Here is a 17,355-nt window from a genome sequence, read left to right on the forward strand (position 1 = left end):
ATTTTCCTCCCGAGTGATGTGACCGCACGTACCCTAAGCTCCCGCCGGTCGCCGCGATTATGCTGACGAGAAAGGTTTTGAGTTTTTTCTCGACAGTCGAGAAATTTAGTGTCAGAGATTTTGAAAGCTGTCAACAGCGCATCCGCAGGTTTAATCGGCCATTGCTAAAGAGCCGATGTGAAGATACGCGCAGGAGAGGGAATCCGTTGGGGAGGCGGCTGGATGCAGATCAAATCGAGCACCGAATTGGTCCGCCAAAGGAACAGCGCTCTCGTGCTCACGGCGCTCAGGCGCCACGGCCCGCTCGCGCACACCGAACTCTCCGATTTCACCAGCCTTTCGTCCGCGACTATATCGGCGATAACAGCGGATCTCGAGCGCGCGCAGATCATCGCAAAGACCGAACAGCAGGCGGCCTCGGGGCGTGGACGCCCGCGCGTGGCGTTTTCCCAGCGGCGCGATTGCGGCTATCTGATCACCGTCATCATCTCTTCCGATGCTGTCCAGTATTCGCTGGTCGATTATGCGGGAACGTTGCTCGACCGTTTTGCCGAGGGGCGTTCGCAGGCTGCCGGTGGTGTCCAGTCCTTCGTCACGGCGATGCGGGAAGGGCTGCTACGGCTGGTCTCACGATCGCGAATCGATCGGGACGACGTGCTGATCATCTCGATCAGCAGTAAGGGGTTGGTCGACGGCGTCGAGCCTGTGTTGCGCTGGTCGCCGATCTTCGGGCGCGAGCAAATCGACTTTGCAGCCGTGCTCGGCGCCGAGTGGTCGGCAAAGATCATTCTCGGCAACGAAACCCTGCTGGTTGCCGCCGCCGTCGGCCAGCGCGAGGAAAACGAAAAGGGCCGTGATTTTCGCGCGCTGGCGGCGCTTTCGCTCGGCCACAGCATCGGCCTTGGGATCGTGCGCCGCAGGAGCGGCGGGGAGCACGAGGTTTCAGCGCCGAATTTCGGCCATATGCTGCATGTGCCTGATAGTGCGCTGTGTCGCTGCGGATCGTTCGGCTGTATCGAGGCCTATGCCGGCTTTTACGCCATCTTGCGCAATGCCTTCGCCGTTCCGCTCGATACGATCCCGGCGAAATTCGTTCCTGTCTCGGAACTCGACAAGATCGCAGCCAGTGCCCGCCAGGGCCACCGCCGCAACCGCTTCGCCTTCCGCCAGGCAGGATTGGCGCTTGGAAACGGACTGTCGCGCGTACTCAGTCTCAATGAGCTGATGCCGATTGCGCTGACCGGCCCCGGTACGCGCTATTACGATCTCTTGCGCGAAGGCATCGAGGACGGGCTGGCGCAGTCGCAGATCGTGCGCATGGAGGGAATGCCCGAGATGCGCGTCGTGCCCGACGAGCAGGCTCTCGTTTTCGAAGGCCATCTCAACCGCGCGCTCTCCATCATGGACAACGATATCGTCATGTCGCGGGCTGCGGCGAGCATGGAACTTAGTAATCGCGCCAGCTGACGAGCGGTGGTTCGGTCTTGCTGGAGTTTCTCGGTTCCAAAAACGAAATTGCCGGGCAATGCCCGGCAATTCCATGGTCGGCAGAGGGGAGAGATCTCAGCCCACCTTGATCTGCTTGCGTTCCTTGACCGATTGGACGGCTGCGTCGGCGAGCTTCAATGCGGCAAGGCCGTCCGCGCCCGACGGCGAGATGGCCGTGCCCTGTTCGATCGCGGTGATAAAGGCGGCGATTTCGTTGGCATAGGCCTCGGTGTAACGGGTCATGAAGAAATCATGCAGCGGCGGGCGGGTATAGCCGTCGCCGTTTGCCACCTCGATCGAGAACGGACGCTGGTTCTCGGCAGCAACCATGCCCATCGAGCCGTGAATTTCAATACGCTGATCGTAGCCGTACGTGGCGCGGCGGGAGTTGGAAATCATCGCCTGTTTGCCGGATGCGGTCTGGAGCAGGACCGAGACGCTGTCGTAGTCGCCGGCATCGCCGATCGCCTTGTCGACCAGGACGGCGGCTGTCGCGCTGACGGTGACCGGCTCTTCGCCGAGTAGGAAGCGGGCCATGTCGAAATCGTGGATGGTCATGTCCCGGAAGATGCCGCCGGAGCGCTTGATATAATCGACCGGCGGGGCGCCTGGATCGCGCGAGGTGATCGTCACCATTTCGACCGAGCCGATCTTGCCGTCATCGATGACCTGACGAACGGCCATGAAATGCGGGTCGAAGCGGCGGTTGAAGCCAACCATCAACTTGCCCTTGGTCTCCGACACGACCTTGATGCATGCCTTGACGCGATCGACGTCAAGGTCGATGGGCTTTTCGCAGAAGATCGCCTTGCCGGCGCGGGCAAAGCGCTCGATCAGGTCGGCATGGGTGTCGGTCGGCGTGCAGATCACCACTGCGTCGATATCCTTTGCCGCCTCGATCGCCTCGATGGTGCGGACTTCGCAGCCATAGGCCGATGCGATCGCTTGGGCTGCTGCCGGAAAGGCGTCCGCCACGGCGATGAGCTTGGCGCTGGCATTGCCGCTGACGGCCTTGGCATGCACCTTGCCGATGCGGCCGGCTCCGAGAAGCGCGAATCTCACTGTCATTTTCATTCCTCCCAAATTCAGAACAAATAAACTGAATTACGATTTTTGTGGAATTTTCATTCCATTTTCTCGACGCGGCGTCAAGCCGCCGGGGTTTCACAATTCCGAATTTCAGCCTAAAGACAAGCAGACATATGAGAGCGAGCAACCCAGCATGCAACTGATCGACCCGGACCATCCGTTCTACCGGCCGCTTTGGATCCGGCTAGTGATTGTCGCGCTCTGCCTCGGCTGGGCGATCGTCGAGGCGTCGACGAGGGAGCCTTTCTGGGCGATCATTGTCGGCGCGCTCGGCATATATGCGGCCTACAAGCTGCTCCTGACCTTCAGTCCTCAGCCTTTGAAGCAGGAACCTGAGGCCACTGCGGCCAATGACGAAAGTGCCGGTCCGGAGAAGGATCAGGAATAGCCCACGTTCATCGACTTTGTCGGCTGAAGCGGTAAAGGGCTTCGTCGATCAACAGATTGGCGATCATCATGCGCGCGGTGGCGTTGTCCCTGAAGGCCGGCGCGACGCCGTCGGGATGATTGGCTTTGGCGAACGAGCGGCGCTTGTCGCTTAGACTATGGGGCGTGTCTGCCGAAGAGATCGCCAGCTCCGCCGCCACTTCCTCGGGCGCCGTTCGCGCCAGATGTGCCGGCATGACCGGCGGCGGTTCCGGCTCTGCCAACTCGACAGCAGGGGTAACCTCGACAATAGGCACGTCGTTGAATTCGAGATTGTCGATATAGGCCTGGTCCGGCCGCATTGACGCTGCAGAGATGCCCTCGCGCACTGCGGCGGCAAAGCTTGCGTTCAGACCCTGGATGCGGTGCGACCGGGAGCCGTCGCTTTCGCTGGCCTCTGCCTCCTGTGCGTCCAGGCGTTCCAGAACTGATTGAAATACCGATTGCCCAAACACCATGCGTTCCTCCACGAGCGTCGCACGCTAGGCTCTGAAGTTGGAGCAGGGCTGATCAGGGTGCCGGCAAGGCCCGGCTGCCCTCGAGGATCATGTCGTACAGCAGGCTTGCGCTTGGAGGCATGGCGCGTTCGCGGGCTGTGATCAAGCTATAGGGCTTCACGGCGATCTCGAAATCGATCGGCAGGATGCAGGCTTCGCCGGCCCTTGAACTCTGGCCGCAGACAAAGTCGGCCATGTCGAGCGCGATCGGGGCGATTGCGTCGGTCTTGCAGACCACCGCCACCGTCAGGAGAAGCGACGAGGTGTTGACGATGTTTTCCGGCAGTGGCACGCCTGCCTTGATGAAGATGTCCTCGACCTTTCTTCGAAGCAGGGTGCCGGGCGGCTGGAACACCCAGTCGAGGCCGATCAGGTCATGCAGGCCAACCACGCCTTTCTCAAGCAGGGGGTGACCCTGGCGGACGATCAGGCAGGCTTTCTCGACGCCGATCTCATGGGCGGTGAAAAGGCGGGGGTTGAGCTCGTCGGGAATGCGGCAAATGATGAAGTCGTGGCGCGCGGCAAGCAGCTCACGGGCGAGCACATTGCTCGTCTCGACCTGGATGTTGATCTCTATGCCGGGATAGGCCTGCGTGATCCGGCGAATTGCGGGGACCACCAGGCTGATGGCCGGCGCGGTAACAGCGCCGAGATAGACCGAGCCGCCCTTGCCGGTGCGAAGTTCCGCGATTTCGCGGCTGGCCTCGCGCAGCTCGAGAAGGATCTTTCTTGCCCGCTTGGCCAGCGCCGAGCCGAAGGGCGTCAATACGACGCCTCTAGCGATTCGCTCGTAAAGGGCCGTTTTCGCAATCGATTCCATCTCGGACAGCATGCGCGATGCCGCTGGCTGCGATATGTTCAGCGCCTCCGCGGCGGCCGAAATCTGCCCATGATCCTCGATCGTGACGATCATTCGGAGATGATTTAGCTTGAGACCCGCGCGCAAAAGACTGTCGTCGCGAAAATTATCTGTGTGTATTTCGATACCATCGCGGGAATAATCGTTATATATTTTCTCCATGATTGCATTTATTCCCACTTGCGGACCAAAAAGTACTATTTTTTAATGATATACCAAAAATGATATATTATCCATCGTTTATTCTATTTGACAGTTATACGAATTGATTCCAGTTTGCCGCCGTTGCGCTGAATCTAGCTCAACATGCACGTGTGAGATCGTGGAGGAGACGTACTTCGTTTCTCACAATCTGAAGTAACTATCCAATCTACGGAACCTGCCACAGTTTCGGGGTGGGCGCATTGTTGTCCGCCGATTTATTAACAAGGGAGAGAGAAATGAAATCCATTATCTCATTGATGGCTGCGGCTGCCTTCGGCGTCGCTTCATTCGTGATGCCAGCGATGGCTGCGGACAAGGGTACTGTTGGCATTGCAATGCCGACAAAGGCTTCCGCTCGCTGGATCGACGACGGTAACAACATCGTCAAGCAGCTCCAGGCTGCCGGCTACGGCACAGACCTGCAATATGCTGACGACGATATTCCGAACCAGCTTTCGCAGATCGAAAACATGGTCACGAAGGGCTCCAAGGTTCTCGTTATCGCAGCTATCGACGGCACGACGCTTTCCGACGTGCTCCAGAAGGCTCACGACGCTGGCATCAAAGTCATTGCTTATGACCGCCTGATCCGCGATTCGGCCAATGTCGATTACTATGCGACGTTCGACAACTTCAAGGTCGGCGTTCTGCAGGCCGGCTCGATCGTCGACGCACTCGGCCTCAAGGATGGCAAGGGTCCGTTCAACATCGAACTCTTCGGCGGTTCGCCTGACGACAACAACGCCTTCTTCTTCTATGACGGCGCAATGTCTGTCCTGAAGCCTTACATCGACGGCAAGAAGCTCGTCGTGAAGTCCGGCCAGATGGGCATGGACAAGGTCGGCACGCTGCGTTGGGACCCTGCAACGGCCCAGGCTCGCATGGACAACCTGCTCTCGGCCAACTACACCGACGCCAAGGTCGATGCAGTCCTGTCTCCCTATGACGGTCTGTCCATCGGCATTCTTTCGTCGCTGAAGGGCGTCGGCTACGGTACGGCTGCCCAGCCGCTGCCAGTCGTCACCGGTCAGGACTCGGAAGTTCCTTCTGTAAAGTCGATCATTGCTGGCGAACAGCATTCGACGATCTTCAAGGACACCCGCGATCTCGCCAAGGTTACCGTTGGTATGGTCAACGCGCTGATGGAAGGCAAGACGCCTGAAGTCAACGACACCAAGACCTACGACAACGGCGTCAAGGTCGTTCCGTCCTACCTCCTGACGCCTGTGGCCGTCGACAAGACCAACTACCAGAAGGTTCTTGTAGACAGCGGCTATTACACGGCCGACAAACTGAAGTAATATAGGTTGGCCGGAGCCCGTACTTGCGGGTTCCGGTCTTCACTTTTATGATCGCCGCGCTGTCTTTCGGCTGCTGGCGCTGGATATTTTAGTATGGACAATACAATTCTCGAAATGCGGAACATCACCAAGACGTTCCCGGGCGTAAAAGCGCTCGAGAACGTGAACCTCAAGGTTCGCCAAGGTGAGATACACGCATTGGTCGGCGAAAACGGCGCCGGCAAATCGACCCTGATGAAGGTTCTTTCCGGGGTCTATCCGGCCGGATCCTACGAAGGCGAGATTCACTACGACGGGCAAGCCCGCAACTTCAAGCTCATCAACGACAGCGAAGAGATCGGCATCATTATCATCCATCAGGAACTGGCGCTCGTGCCGCTCCTGTCGATCGCCGAAAATATCTTCCTTGGAAATGAAGTCGCCACCAACGGCGTCATCAGCTGGCAGGAAACCTTCAGTCGCACCAGGCAGCTTTTGCGCAAGGTTGGCCTGAAGGAATCGCCCGAAACGCTGATCACCGACATCGGCGTTGGCAAGCAGCAGCTAGTCGAAATTGCCAAGGCACTGTCAAAGAGCGTCAAGCTGCTCATTCTCGACGAGCCGACGGCATCGCTCAACGAAAGCGATTCCGATGCGCTGCTTAATCTGCTGATAGAATTCCGCAATCAGGGCATCACGTCGATCATCATTTCGCACAAGCTCAACGAAGTGCGCAAAGTCGCCGACCACATCACGGTGCTGCGCGACGGCATGACCGTCAAGACGCTGGATTGTCACGTCGACGAGATCAGCGAAGACATCATCATCAAGAACATGGTGGGTCGTGAACTTGCTGACCGATACCCGCCGCGCTCGGTGCCGGTCGGCGAGACGATCTTCGAGGTCAAGAACTGGAATGCCTACCACCAGCATCACCGCGACCGGCAGATGCTGCACGACATCAACGTCAACGTGCGCAAGGGCGAAGTGGTCGGTATCGCGGGCCTGATGGGCGCGGGCCGGACGGAATTCGCCATGAGCGTGTTCGGCAAGTCCTATGGCCACAGGATTAGCGGCGACGTTTTCGTCGACGGCAAGCCGGTCGACGTCAGCACGGTGCGCAAGGCGATCGATGCGGGCCTTGCCTATGTGACCGAAGACCGCAAGCAGCTTGGCCTCGTGCTCAGTGACAACATTATGCACAACACGACGCTCGCCAACCTCGACGGCATATCGAACTCCACTGTCATCGACGACATCAAGGAAACGCAGGTTGCCGTCGACTATCGCTCGAAACTGCGCATTCGCAGCTCCAGCATTTTCCAGGAAACGGTCAATCTTTCCGGCGGAAATCAGCAGAAAGTAGTACTGTCGAAGTGGCTCTTCTCCGATCCGGAGGTCCTGATCCTCGACGAGCCAACACGCGGTATCGACGTCGGTGCCAAGTACGAAATCTACACAATTATCAACCAGCTTGCCGCTGATGGCAAAGGCGTCCTGATGATCTCTTCGGAGATGCCTGAACTGCTCGGCATTTGCGATCGCATTTACGTTATGAACGAGGGGCGCATTGTCGCCGAATTGCCGAAAGGCGAGGCGAGCCAGGAAACGATCATGCGCGCCATCATGCGTTCAGGGGAGAAACAATAAAATGACCACGGCCACCAACGCAGCCGGCGAAGAGAGTAACGTCGTTTCCGTCGGCGAATACATTCGCAACAACATCCGCGAATACGGCATGCTGATCGCCCTCGTTGCCATTATGATCTTCTTTCAGATCTCGACCGGCGGCGTGCTCTTCAGGCCTCTGAACCTTACCAACCTGATCCTGCAGAACTCGTTCATCGTCATCATGGCGCTCGGCATGCTTTTGGTGATCGTTGCGGGCCACATCGATCTGTCGGTCGGCTCCGTCGTCGGCTTCATCGGCGCGGTTGCTGCGATCCTGACGGTTCAATGGCACATGAACTACGTGCTGGCGACGGTCATCTGCCTGATCACCGGGGCTCTCGTCGGTGCCGCGCAGGGCTATTTCATTGCCTATCACCGCATTCCGTCGTTCATCGTTACCTTGGCCGGCATGCTGATTTTCCGCGGTCTGACGCTGTCGATCATGACGGCAGCGGGCAGCGGCACGAGCATCGGTCCGTTTCCTCCGGCGTTCCAGGTCATCAGCACCGGTTTCATCCCCGATTTCCTCGGCATCGAAGGGCTGCATTCGACCTCGCTTATCCTGTCGATCATCATCCCGATCGTGCTCGTGGTCATCGCCTGGCGGCATCGGAAAGTGAATGAAAGCCATGGTATCGACGTCGAGCCAATGAGCTTCTTCCTCGTCCAGAACCTCGTAATCGCTGCAGCGACCCTGTTCCTCGGCTACATGCTGTCGACCTACAAGGGCCTGCCGAACGTTCTTATATTGATGCTGGTGCTGATTGCGGGCTATGCCTTCATCACGCGTCGCACCACGATCGGTCGCCGCATCTATGCTATGGGCGGCAATGAAAAGGCGACGAAGCTCTCTGGCATCAACACGCAGCGCCTGAGCTTCTACACCTTCGCCAACATGGGCGCGCTTGCGGGCCTTGCCGGCATCATTGTGGCACTTCGCCTGAACTCGGCAACCGCCAAGGGTGGTCTCGGGCTCGAGCTCGACGTGATCGCGGCCTGCTTCATCGGCGGCGCATCGGCTTCCGGCGGCGTCGGCAAGATCACCGGTGCTGTCATCGGCGCCTTCATCATGGGCGTGATGAACAACGGCATGTCGCTCCACGGTCTCGGCACCGACTACCAGCAGATGGTCAAGGGCGCCGTGTTGCTCGCCGCCGTCTTTATCGACGTCTACAACAAGAACAAGGGCTGAGCGCGTAGCGTCAGTCGGCATTCGCAGACGAAGAACGTATTGATTCCGGCTCGTGATCGAGCCGGAAGGGCGGAGCTTTTTTCCGCGCATACAGGAAAAAGAGGATCAAGACCGTGCTTATCTCGCAGATCAAGGGTTCAAACGGCGCAATCGTCGTTGTCGTCAGAAACGATCCTGGCACTGAAGCCAAGGCCGTCAAAAACGCCGGCAGCGTCTATGCGCTGGCGATGGAAGCGGCGAACGGCGGCAAATCGCTGGTCTCGGTGATCGAGGCGCACGGGCTCGGCGCAATCGTCGATCTCGACAAGGCCTATGCAGACGGTCTGTTCCTGCCGCCGATCACCCATCCAGATGCCGCACACCTCCACCTGACCGGCACCGGCCTTACCCATCTCGGCTCGGCGGCGACGCGCGATTCGATGCATAAGAAGACCACCGAGGCGGCAGAGGAGACGCTCACCGACTCGATGAAGATGTTCAAGATGGGCCTTGAGGGCGGTAAGCCAAAGTCAGGCCAAAAGGGCGTGCAGCCCGAATGGTTCTACAAGGGCAATGGTTACGGTGCGGCTGCTCCAGGTGCTGCACTGGTATCTCCATCCTTCGCGCTAGATGGCGGCGAAGAGCCAGAAATGGCCGGCATCTACGTGATATCAGCCGACGGTTCCCCCTTTCGCGTCGGCTTTGCCTTGTCGAACGAGTTTTCCGACCATGTGACCGAGCGGACCAACTATCTCTATCTCGCGCATTCGAAGCTCCGTCCCGCAAGCTTCGGCCCGGAAATCCGCATCGGCGCAGCACCCGACGATATCAGAGGTACGTCGAAAATATCCCGCGGCGGCAAGGTCATCTTCGAAAAGCCGTTCCTGTCGGGCGAGGCGAACATGTCGCACACCTTCGCCAACCTCGAATACCATCACTTCAAATACGGCTTGTTCCGCATTCCCGGCGATGTCCATGTTCATATGTTCGGCACGGCGACGCTCTCCTTCGCGGATGGCATCAAGTCCGAGGCCGGCGACGTCTTCGAGATCGAGGTCGCCGATTTTGGCCTGCCGCTGCGAAATCCGCTTGCCGTGGCAGTTGAGGAAGACGTGACGGTTCGCCAGCTGTAGTCGCATAAAGACCGGTCGCTGCTGCGGTCGGTCACTCCGTTGATTCAAGGAGGCTTTGAAGCCCATGACCATCCACCAGAATCTGATCGCCGGCGAATGGACCGGTTCTGCCGCAGCCGAAAACATCAATCCTTCCGACACCAACGAGGTTGTCGGGCTCTATGCCAGCGCGACGCTTTCCGACGTGGCCGACGCAATCGCTGCCGCCAAGGCTGCGTTTCCGGCCTGGTCGCGCTCGGGCATTCTCGAGCGCCACACGATCCTCAAGAAGGCAAGCGAGGAGATCCTTGCGCGCAAGGACGAGCTTGGCGCACTCCTTGCCCGCGAAGAGGGAAAGACGCTTCCCGAGGCGACCGGCGAGACGATCCGCGCGGCACAGATCTTTGAATTTTTTGCCGGCGAAGCGCTGCGCCTAGCAGGCGAAGTGCTCCCCTCGGTGCGTCCGAATATCGGGGTCGAGATCACCCGCGAGCCGCTCGGCGTCATCGGCATCATCACGCCATGGAACTTCCCGATCGCCATCCCGGCCTGGAAGATCGCGCCGGCGCTCTGCTACGGCAACACGGTCGTCTTCAAGCCTGCCGATCTCGTGCCGGGCTGTTCCTGGGCGATTGTCGATATTCTCAACCGCGCCGGCCTGCCGAAGGGCGTGCTCAACCTCGTCATGGGCAAGGGATCGGTGGTCGGCCAGGCCATGCTCGACAGCCCGGCTATTTCCGGCATCACCTTTACCGGCTCCACCGGCACCGGCAAGCGCGTCGCGCTCGCCTCGGTCGAACATAACCGCAAGTTCCAGCTCGAAATGGGCGGCAAGAACCCGATGGTCGTCCTCGATGACGCCGATCTGAACGTCGCGGTGGAAGCTGCAGCCAACTCGGCGTTCTTCTCGACCGGCCAGCGCTGCACGGCGTCATCCCGCTTGATCGTCACGGAAGGCATCCACGACCGGTTCGTCGCAGCGCTGACGGAGAAGCTGAAGGGCCTCAACGTCGACAACGCCATGAAGTCCGGCACGCATATCGGCCCGGTGGTCGACGCCAAGCAGTTAAAGACGGACACGGATTATATCGAGATCGGCAAAAGCGAAGGCGCCAAGCTTGCCTTTGGCGGCGAGATCGTCAGCCGCGATACGCCAGGCTTCTATTTGCAGCCGACGCTTTTTACCGAAGCCACCAACCAGATGCGGATTTCGCGCGAGGAAATCTTTGGCCCGGTCGCCTCGGTCATCCGCGTCAAGGACTACGACGAAGCGCTTGCGGTTGCCAACGACACGCCGTTTGGCCTGTCCTCCGGCATCGCGACGACCAGCCTGAAACATGCCACACATTTCAAGCGCAATGCCGAGGCCGGCATGGTCATGGTCAACCTGCCGACGGCAGGCGTCGACTTCCATGTGCCCTTCGGCGGACGCAAGGGCTCCTCCTTCGGTTCGCGCGAGCAGGGCAAATATGCGGCAGAATTTTTCACGACCGTGAAGACCGCCTACACGCTGGCATAACGAAAGATTATCAGTCCCGGCTTGCCAACAAAGGGCGCGCTCCGGGGACGCAAAGGGCAATAACTATGAAGAAGAAAGCTGAATGGCCGCGGAAGCTGCGCTCCTATGATTGGTTCGGCGGCACCGGCAAGAATGCGATCATGCACCGCTCCTGGATGAAGAACCAGGGATTGCCCGCCGACACGTTCGACGGCCGGCCGATCATTGGCATCTGCAATACCTGGTCGGAGCTGACGCCCTGCAATGCGCATCTGCGCGACCTTGCCGAGCGCGTCAAGCGCGGCGTCTACGAGGCCGGCGGCTTTCCTGTCGAATTCCCCGTCTTCTCGGTCGGTGAAAGTACGCTTCGTCCGACGGCCATGATGTTCCGTAATCTTGCCGCCATGGATGTCGAAGAGGCGATCCGCGGAAATCCCGTCGATGGCGTCGTTCTGCTCGGCGGCTGCGACAAGACCACACCGAGCCTGCTGATGGGCGCTGCCTCGGTCGATATCCCTGTCATACTCGTTTCCGGCGGCCCGATGCTCAACGGCAAATGGCGCGGCAAGGATGTCGGCTCCGGCACGGCGATCTGGCAGTTTTCGGAGATGGTCAAGTCCGGCGAAATGTCGCTCGACGAATTCATGGATGCAGAACAGGGCATGGCGCGCTCCGCCGGCAGCTGTATGACCATGGGCACGGCATCGACGATGGCGTCGATGGCGGAAGCGCTTGGCATGACACTCCCGGGCAATGCGGCAATCCCCGCCGTCGATGCACGTCGTCGCGTGATTTCGCAGCTCTCTGGCCGTCGCATCGTCGACATGGTCAAGGAGGATCTGAAGCCCTCCGACATCCTGACCAAGGAAGCTTTCGAGAACGCGATCCGCGTCAATGGCGCCGTCGGCGGGTCAACGAATGCCGTTCTCCACCTCTTGGCGCTTGCAGGCCGTATCGGCGTCGAACTCTCGCTCGACGACTGGGACCGGCTCGGTCGCGAAGTGCCGACGATCGTCAACCTGCAGCCATCGGGCAAGCACCTGATGGAAGAGTTCTACTATGCCGGCGGACTGCCCGTCGTCATCAAGGCCGTGGGCGAAATGGGCCTGCTGCACAAGGACGCCATCACCGTCACCGGCGACACGATCTGGAACGGCGTCAAGGATGTCGTCAATTACAACGACGATGTTATCGTCCCGCGCGAAAAGGCGCTAACGCAGTCCGGCGGCATCGCGGTTTTGCGTGGCAATCTCGCGCCGAAGGGCGCGGTCCTGAAGCCATCGGCGGCCTCGCCGCATCTGATGCAGCACAAGGGCAGGGCGGTCGTCTTCGAAAGCATCGAAGACTATCACGCCCGCATCAACAAGGATGATCTCGACATCGACGAGACCTGCATCATGGTGCTGAAATATTGCGGCCCGAAGGGCTATCCCGGCATGGCCGAGGTCGGCAACATGGGTCTGCCGCCGAAGGTTCTGAAGAAGGGGATCACCGATATGATCCGCATTTCGGATGCGCGCATGTCGGGGACCGCCTATGGCACCGTCATCCTGCACACCGCGCCGGAAGCCGCTGACGGCGGACCGCTGGCGCTGGTTCAGAACGGCGACATGATCGCGGTGGACGTGCCGGCGCGCACCATTCATCTCGACATCTCCGACCAGGAAATGGCAAAGCGCCGTGCGGAGTGGGTCTCCCCTGTCAAGCCGCTGTCGGGCGGATATGGCGGGCTCTACGTCAAGACTGTCATGCAGGCCGACACGGGCGCCGATCTCGACTTTCTCGTCGGATCACGCGGTTCCGTCGTCGAACGCGACAGTCATTGAGATTGAAGGAGGCGGAGCGAAGGCTCCGCCTCCTGTCTTTGAGAGATTGAAATCATCTGCAATGTGACTATTTGATGTACATCTGTACAGAAGGTATAGTCACTATGACAAAGTCGGTTGGAGCGGCTGAATTCAAGGCGAAATGCCTCAATATCATCGAGCAGGTGAGCGACGACGGTGAGCCGGTGCTCATCACCAAGCGCGGTAAGCCGGTTGCCGTTGCTTTCTCCTTTGCCCTCGACAGCCAAGCTCCAGAGCATCATTGGCGCGATGAAGGACAGCGTATCTGCCTATGACGATTCCTTTTCGCCGGTTTCCGATCTCCAAGATTGGGATGCAGCCCGTTGATCGTCATCGATATGCATGTCTTGATCTGGGCGGTTCAAGAAGACGCACGGCTAGGCCGAAAAGAACGGCAAATCATCGATGACACCACGCAGCGGAGCCGTATCCTGGTATCGGCCATTACGCCTTGGGAAATTGCGATGCTTGCAGAGAAGGCGAGGATTTCTCTCGGTGATGACGTGGATCGCTGGCTCCGCACGGCGCTTGCGTTGCCGGGCCTTGAGATTGCTCCGCTTTTAGCTTCGATCGCGGTGGATAGCGTCAGACTTCCCGGTGAATTTCATGCCGATCCGGTAGACCGGCTAATCGTCGCAACTGCGCGGTTTCATCGGATACCGCTCATAACCGCCGATCAGGCCATTTTGAGCTACGCGGCCCTTGGGCATGTCAACGCGATCGGGGCAAGCTGACGCGAGCGGTTACGGTCTGCGGCCAATGGTTGTGCTTGCATTCGGCCGCAGAGCTTTTATATTTGTGAAGTGGAAGACGGGCGCTAACCTGCCCGGACGGTCATTGACCAGCCCATCCGGCTTTTCTTTGAGACGCCAGCGCTAGCTCTGGGTCTGGCTCTGCTCCTGGTTCTCGACGCTCACTGTGACTGACAGGTTCTCACCTGGCTTGCCGATACGCATGCCGGAGACGGGGGCGGCGTCGCGGTAGCATAGGCCGGTGGCGATGCGGACATAGCGATCGTCGGGGCAGACGTCGTTGGCGGGATCAAAGCCGACCCAGCCGAGGCCTTCAAGGTGGACTTCCGCCCAGGCATGTGTCGCTGCCTGATCGACGGCGCCTTCCATCAGCAGATAACCGGAAACGTACCGGGCCGGCAGGCGCATCGCGCGCGCGCCGGAAATGAGGATATGGGCGTGGTCCTGGCAGACGCCGGATTTGCGTTCCAGCGCCTGTTCCGCCGTGGTTTCGGTATCGCTGGTACCGGGCCTGTATTCGACGGTTTGATGGATGGCGCCCATCAGCGAGTGCATCTTGCCGACGTCGCTTTCTCCGGAAAGGCCGCGGATCAGGTCCTTGGTGAGCTTGCCGGCCTTGGTAAGCGCCGTGTCGCGCAGGAAGAGCCAGAGCGGGCAAAACCCGGTATGCGCACCCGTTACGCCGTTGAGGTCATGCGTCTCGACTTCACCCATTGCGACGATGCGGGTCTTGTCCTGATCGCCGTCGTGCGAGACAAGGCTTACGCGATTGCCGAACTGATCGTCATATTCGACCTCGGTCTTGGCGCCTTCCACTTTCAGCGACCAGTCGATCACGGTCTGGCCGGCAGCCGAAAGCGGCGTCAGCCTCAGCCGCTGTAGAGAGAATTGCGACGGTTCGTCGTAGCGATATTCTGTGACGTGATTAATCTTCAGTCTCATGCTTAAACCCGCCTACTGATAGAACCGGTAGCCGTCGGAAATTTCCTGGCCCAGTTTGTTGTTGCGCGAGACGAAGTCCTCCAGAAACTCGTGCAGCCCCTGATCCATGATGTCCTTGACTGCGCGCGTCTGCAGCGTCGTACGGACTGCATCGGCGGTGTCGTGCGCGGCGTTGCGTTCACCATGCTCCTTGCCGAGATAGCCGAGATTGCTGACAATCTTTTCATAGCAATAGGCTAGAGAACGCGGCATCTGGCCGTTTAGGATGAGGAAGTCGGCGATGTTGCTGGGCCGGTATTCCGCGTCGTAGACCCAGCTGTAGGAGCGATGGGCAGAAACCGAGCGCAGGATGGATTCCCACTGCACATTGTCGAGCGAGGAGCCGACAGCGGAGACCGAAGGGAGCAGCACGTAATATTTGACGTCGAGGATCCGCGCCGTGTTGTCGGCCCGCTCGATGAAGGTGCCGATGCGGGCAAAATTATAGAGTTCGTTTCGCAGCATCGAGCCATGGAAGGCACCGCGGATCAGGCCCGCCCGGCGCTTGATGACGTCGATAACATCAGGCATCTCGGCCGCCTTCAGTCGCTTGCCGAGCAGCGCCTTCAGTTCGATCCAGCACTCGTTCGTCGCTTCCCAGGTCTCGCGTGTCAGGGCCGTGCGCACCATACGGGCATTGTTGCGGCCGAAATCGATGCAGGACATGACGCTCGACGGGTTGGAGCGGTCGCGCATCAGATAGTCGATCGCGTCGGCGCCTGTGAGCTTGTCGTGAACCAGATCATATTCCTCGCGGACACCGGCGCTCTGGAGCACGCCGTCCCAGTCGTCCTCGACCGCCCCGCTGCGGGTCAGCGCCATGCGCAAGCCGGCATCGACGAGGCGGGCGATATTTTCGGCGCGTTCGATGTAACGAAACATCCAGTAGAGGCCGTTGGCAGTTCTTCCGAGCATCGGTTAGTCCTCCAATACCCAAGTGTCTTTGGTGCCGCCGCCCTGGCTGGAATTGACGACCAGCGAACCCTCCTTTAGCGCGACGCGCGTCAACCCGCCGGGAATGATCTGGACCTTGTCGGAGACGAGTACATAGGGGCGAAGATCAACATGGCGGGGCGCGATGCCCTTGTTGACGAGGATCGGCACCGTCGAAAGCGATAGCGTCGGCTGGGCGATGTAGTTGTTCGGCCTGGCTTTGAGCTTTTCGGCGAAGTCGGCGCGCTCCTTCTTCGAGGCCGTCGGCCCGACCAGCATGCCATAGCCGCCCGAGCCGTGAACCTCCTTGACCACCAGTTCGGCCAGATGTTCGAGCACGTATTTCAGGCTGTCGGCCTCCGAGCAGCGCCAGGTCGGCACGTTTTCCAGCAGCGGCTTGCGGCCGGTGTAGAACTCGACGATCTCGGGCATGTAGGAATAGATCGCCTTGTCGTCTGAAATGCCGGTGCCGGGTGCGTTGGCAATAGTGATGTGGCCGGCGCGATAGACATCCATGATGCCGGGGATACCGAGAGCCGAGTCGGCCCTGAAGGTCAGCGGATCGAGGAAATCATCGTCGACGCGGCGGTAGAGCACGTCGATGGCCTCATAGCCGCGGGTCGTGCGCATCTTCACCTTGCCGTCGATGACGCGCAGGTCGGAGCCTTCGACCAATTCGACACCCATCATGTCGGCGAGGAACGAATGCTCGTAGAAGGCCGAATTGTAGATGCCGGGGGTGAGCACCGCGACGCGGGGCTTGCCCTTGCAGCCGGGAGGGGCGAGCGAGGCAAGGCTTTGGCGCAGCAGAAGCGGATAGTCCTCGACGCGCTGCACCTTGTTGAGGTGAAACAGCTCGGGAAACATCTGCATCATGGTTTCGCGGTTTTCGAGCATGTAGCTGACGCCGGACGGCGTGCGGGCATTGTCTTCCAGCACGTAGAACTGGTCCTCGCCGGTGCGGACGATATCGGTGCCGACGATATGGGTGTAGACCCCGCCGGGAGGCCTGAAGCCGATCATTTCCGGCAGGAAGGCGATGTTCTTTTCGATCAACTCGCGCGGCACGCGGCCGGCGCGGATGATTTCTTGCTTGTGATAGATGTCGTCGAGGAAAGCATTGAGGGCGATCACCCGCTGTTCGATGCCCTGCGCAAGCTTGCGCCATTCGCGGCCGGAGATGATGCGGGGGATGATGTCGAAGGGAATGAGTTTTTCGGAACTATCCGCGTGGCCATAGACCGCGAAAGTGATGCCGGTTTTCCGGAAAATGTTTTCCGCATCGCGGGACTTGGCTATCAGATGTGCTCTGTCTTGGTTGGCATACCAGTCGGCGTATTTTTGATAAGGCTCGCGCGGATTTTCACCCGTCGTTATCATTTCATCGAATGCCAAAGCTAAGTTCCCCGATTTTTCTTCATTTGAATACAACGCCTACCGCAATGCAAGAAGCATGCGCAGTCGACGAGAGAATTTTGCTGGTTGGCGAAAAATGCCGGAAAACGCTGATTTTCTGGGCAATGTACGAGGCTAAGAAATTTCAGAGA

General features: G+C 59.3%; 16 protein-coding genes. 10 read left to right on the forward strand and 6 right to left on the reverse strand.

Features of this window, described 5'->3' with window-relative positions:
• Positions 1 to 222: 222 nt before the first annotated feature.
• Positions 223 to 1,467: an ROK family transcriptional regulator gene (locus AB4Z52_RS02065; protein ID WP_442216226.1), complete on the forward strand. Its 1,245-nt coding sequence runs from the start codon at positions 223 to 225 to the stop codon at positions 1,465 to 1,467.
• A gap of 96 nt (positions 1,468 to 1,563) precedes the next feature.
• Here the strand turns inward: AB4Z52_RS02065 and iolG are convergent, their stop codons facing one another.
• Positions 1,564 to 2,556 carry an inositol 2-dehydrogenase gene (gene iolG, locus AB4Z52_RS02070; RefSeq protein WP_442216227.1) on the reverse strand — a complete coding sequence of 331 codons (993 nt, stop codon included), beginning with the start codon at positions 2,554 to 2,556 and terminating at the stop codon, positions 1,564 to 1,566.
• A 154-nt stretch (positions 2,557 to 2,710) separates the two neighbouring features.
• Here iolG and AB4Z52_RS02075 point away from each other — a divergent pair, with 154 nt between their 5' ends.
• Positions 2,711 to 2,965, forward strand: a complete 255-nt coding sequence (locus AB4Z52_RS02075; protein ID WP_442216228.1) for a hypothetical protein — start codon at positions 2,711 to 2,713, stop codon at positions 2,963 to 2,965.
• A 7-nt stretch (positions 2,966 to 2,972) separates the two neighbouring features.
• On the opposite strand, the gene AB4Z52_RS02080 is transcribed toward AB4Z52_RS02075, so the two are convergent.
• Both AB4Z52_RS02080 and AB4Z52_RS02085 read right to left on the reverse strand, forming a co-directional pair.
• Positions 2,973 to 3,461, reverse strand: a complete 489-nt coding sequence (locus AB4Z52_RS02080) for a hypothetical protein (RefSeq protein ID WP_442216229.1) — start codon at positions 3,459 to 3,461, stop codon at positions 2,973 to 2,975.
• A gap of 52 nt (positions 3,462 to 3,513) precedes the next feature.
• Positions 3,514 to 4,521 (reverse strand): LysR family transcriptional regulator, encoded by a 1,008-nt coding sequence (locus AB4Z52_RS02085; RefSeq protein WP_442216230.1) that lies wholly within the window; start codon positions 4,519 to 4,521, stop codon positions 3,514 to 3,516.
• A 278-nt stretch (positions 4,522 to 4,799) separates the two neighbouring features.
• Here AB4Z52_RS02085 and chvE point away from each other — a divergent pair, with 278 nt between their 5' ends.
• From chvE to AB4Z52_RS02125, 8 genes are all read left to right on the forward strand, one after another.
• Positions 4,800 to 5,864, forward strand: coding sequence for a multiple monosaccharide ABC transporter substrate-binding protein (gene chvE, locus AB4Z52_RS02090; RefSeq protein ID WP_442216231.1), 1,065 nt, complete (start codon positions 4,800 to 4,802; stop codon positions 5,862 to 5,864).
• A 93-nt stretch (positions 5,865 to 5,957) separates the two neighbouring features.
• Positions 5,958 to 7,493: a multiple monosaccharide ABC transporter ATP-binding protein gene (mmsA, locus tag AB4Z52_RS02095; protein WP_442216232.1), complete on the forward strand. Its 1,536-nt coding sequence runs from the start codon at positions 5,958 to 5,960 to the stop codon at positions 7,491 to 7,493.
• 1 nt (position 7,494) lies between these two features.
• The gene (gene mmsB / locus AB4Z52_RS02100; RefSeq protein ID WP_442216233.1) at positions 7,495 to 8,706 is read left to right on the forward strand and encodes a multiple monosaccharide ABC transporter permease; all 1,212 of its coding nucleotides are present in this window, start codon (positions 7,495 to 7,497) and stop codon (positions 8,704 to 8,706) included.
• 113 nt (positions 8,707 to 8,819) lie between these two features.
• Positions 8,820 to 9,818 carry an AraD1 family protein gene (gene araD1 / locus AB4Z52_RS02105; RefSeq protein ID WP_442216234.1) on the forward strand — a complete coding sequence of 333 codons (999 nt, stop codon included), beginning with the start codon at positions 8,820 to 8,822 and terminating at the stop codon, positions 9,816 to 9,818.
• A 64-nt stretch (positions 9,819 to 9,882) separates the two neighbouring features.
• A complete protein-coding gene (locus tag AB4Z52_RS02110) occupies positions 9,883 to 11,316 on the forward strand; it encodes an aldehyde dehydrogenase family protein (protein ID WP_442216235.1) in 1,434 nt (477 codons plus the stop codon).
• A gap of 65 nt (positions 11,317 to 11,381) precedes the next feature.
• Positions 11,382 to 13,121 carry an L-arabinonate dehydratase gene (gene araD, locus AB4Z52_RS02115; RefSeq protein WP_442216236.1) on the forward strand — a complete coding sequence of 580 codons (1,740 nt, stop codon included), beginning with the start codon at positions 11,382 to 11,384 and terminating at the stop codon, positions 13,119 to 13,121.
• Between the two features lie 104 nt (positions 13,122 to 13,225).
• Positions 13,226 to 13,417: a type II toxin-antitoxin system Phd/YefM family antitoxin gene (locus tag AB4Z52_RS02120; RefSeq protein WP_442216237.1), complete on the forward strand. Its 192-nt coding sequence runs from the start codon at positions 13,226 to 13,228 to the stop codon at positions 13,415 to 13,417.
• Positions 13,418 to 13,465: 48 nt separating this feature from the next.
• Entirely contained in the window at positions 13,466 to 13,876 is a 411-nt protein-coding gene (locus AB4Z52_RS02125) for a type II toxin-antitoxin system VapC family toxin (protein WP_442216238.1), read from the forward strand.
• 141 nt (positions 13,877 to 14,017) lie between these two features.
• Here the strand turns inward: AB4Z52_RS02125 and AB4Z52_RS02130 are convergent, their stop codons facing one another.
• From AB4Z52_RS02130 to AB4Z52_RS02140, 3 genes are read right to left on the reverse strand one after another with little or no spacing between them, the layout of a single operon-like run.
• Complete coding sequence (locus AB4Z52_RS02130; RefSeq protein WP_442216239.1) at positions 14,018 to 14,836, reverse strand: transglutaminase family protein; 819 nt, start codon at positions 14,834 to 14,836, stop codon at positions 14,018 to 14,020.
• Positions 14,837 to 14,848: 12 nt separating this feature from the next.
• Positions 14,849 to 15,790 carry an alpha-E domain-containing protein gene (locus tag AB4Z52_RS02135; protein ID WP_442216240.1) on the reverse strand — a complete coding sequence of 314 codons (942 nt, stop codon included), beginning with the start codon at positions 15,788 to 15,790 and terminating at the stop codon, positions 14,849 to 14,851.
• Between the two features lie 3 nt (positions 15,791 to 15,793).
• Positions 15,794 to 17,203, reverse strand: a complete 1,410-nt coding sequence (locus AB4Z52_RS02140; RefSeq protein ID WP_442216241.1) for a circularly permuted type 2 ATP-grasp protein — start codon at positions 17,201 to 17,203, stop codon at positions 15,794 to 15,796.
• Between the last annotated feature and the right edge of the window lie 152 nt (positions 17,204 to 17,355).

The sequence above is a fragment of the Rhizobium sp. 2YAF20 genome, from assembly GCF_052114685.1.
GTDB lineage: Bacteria > Pseudomonadota > Alphaproteobacteria > Rhizobiales > Rhizobiaceae > Rhizobium.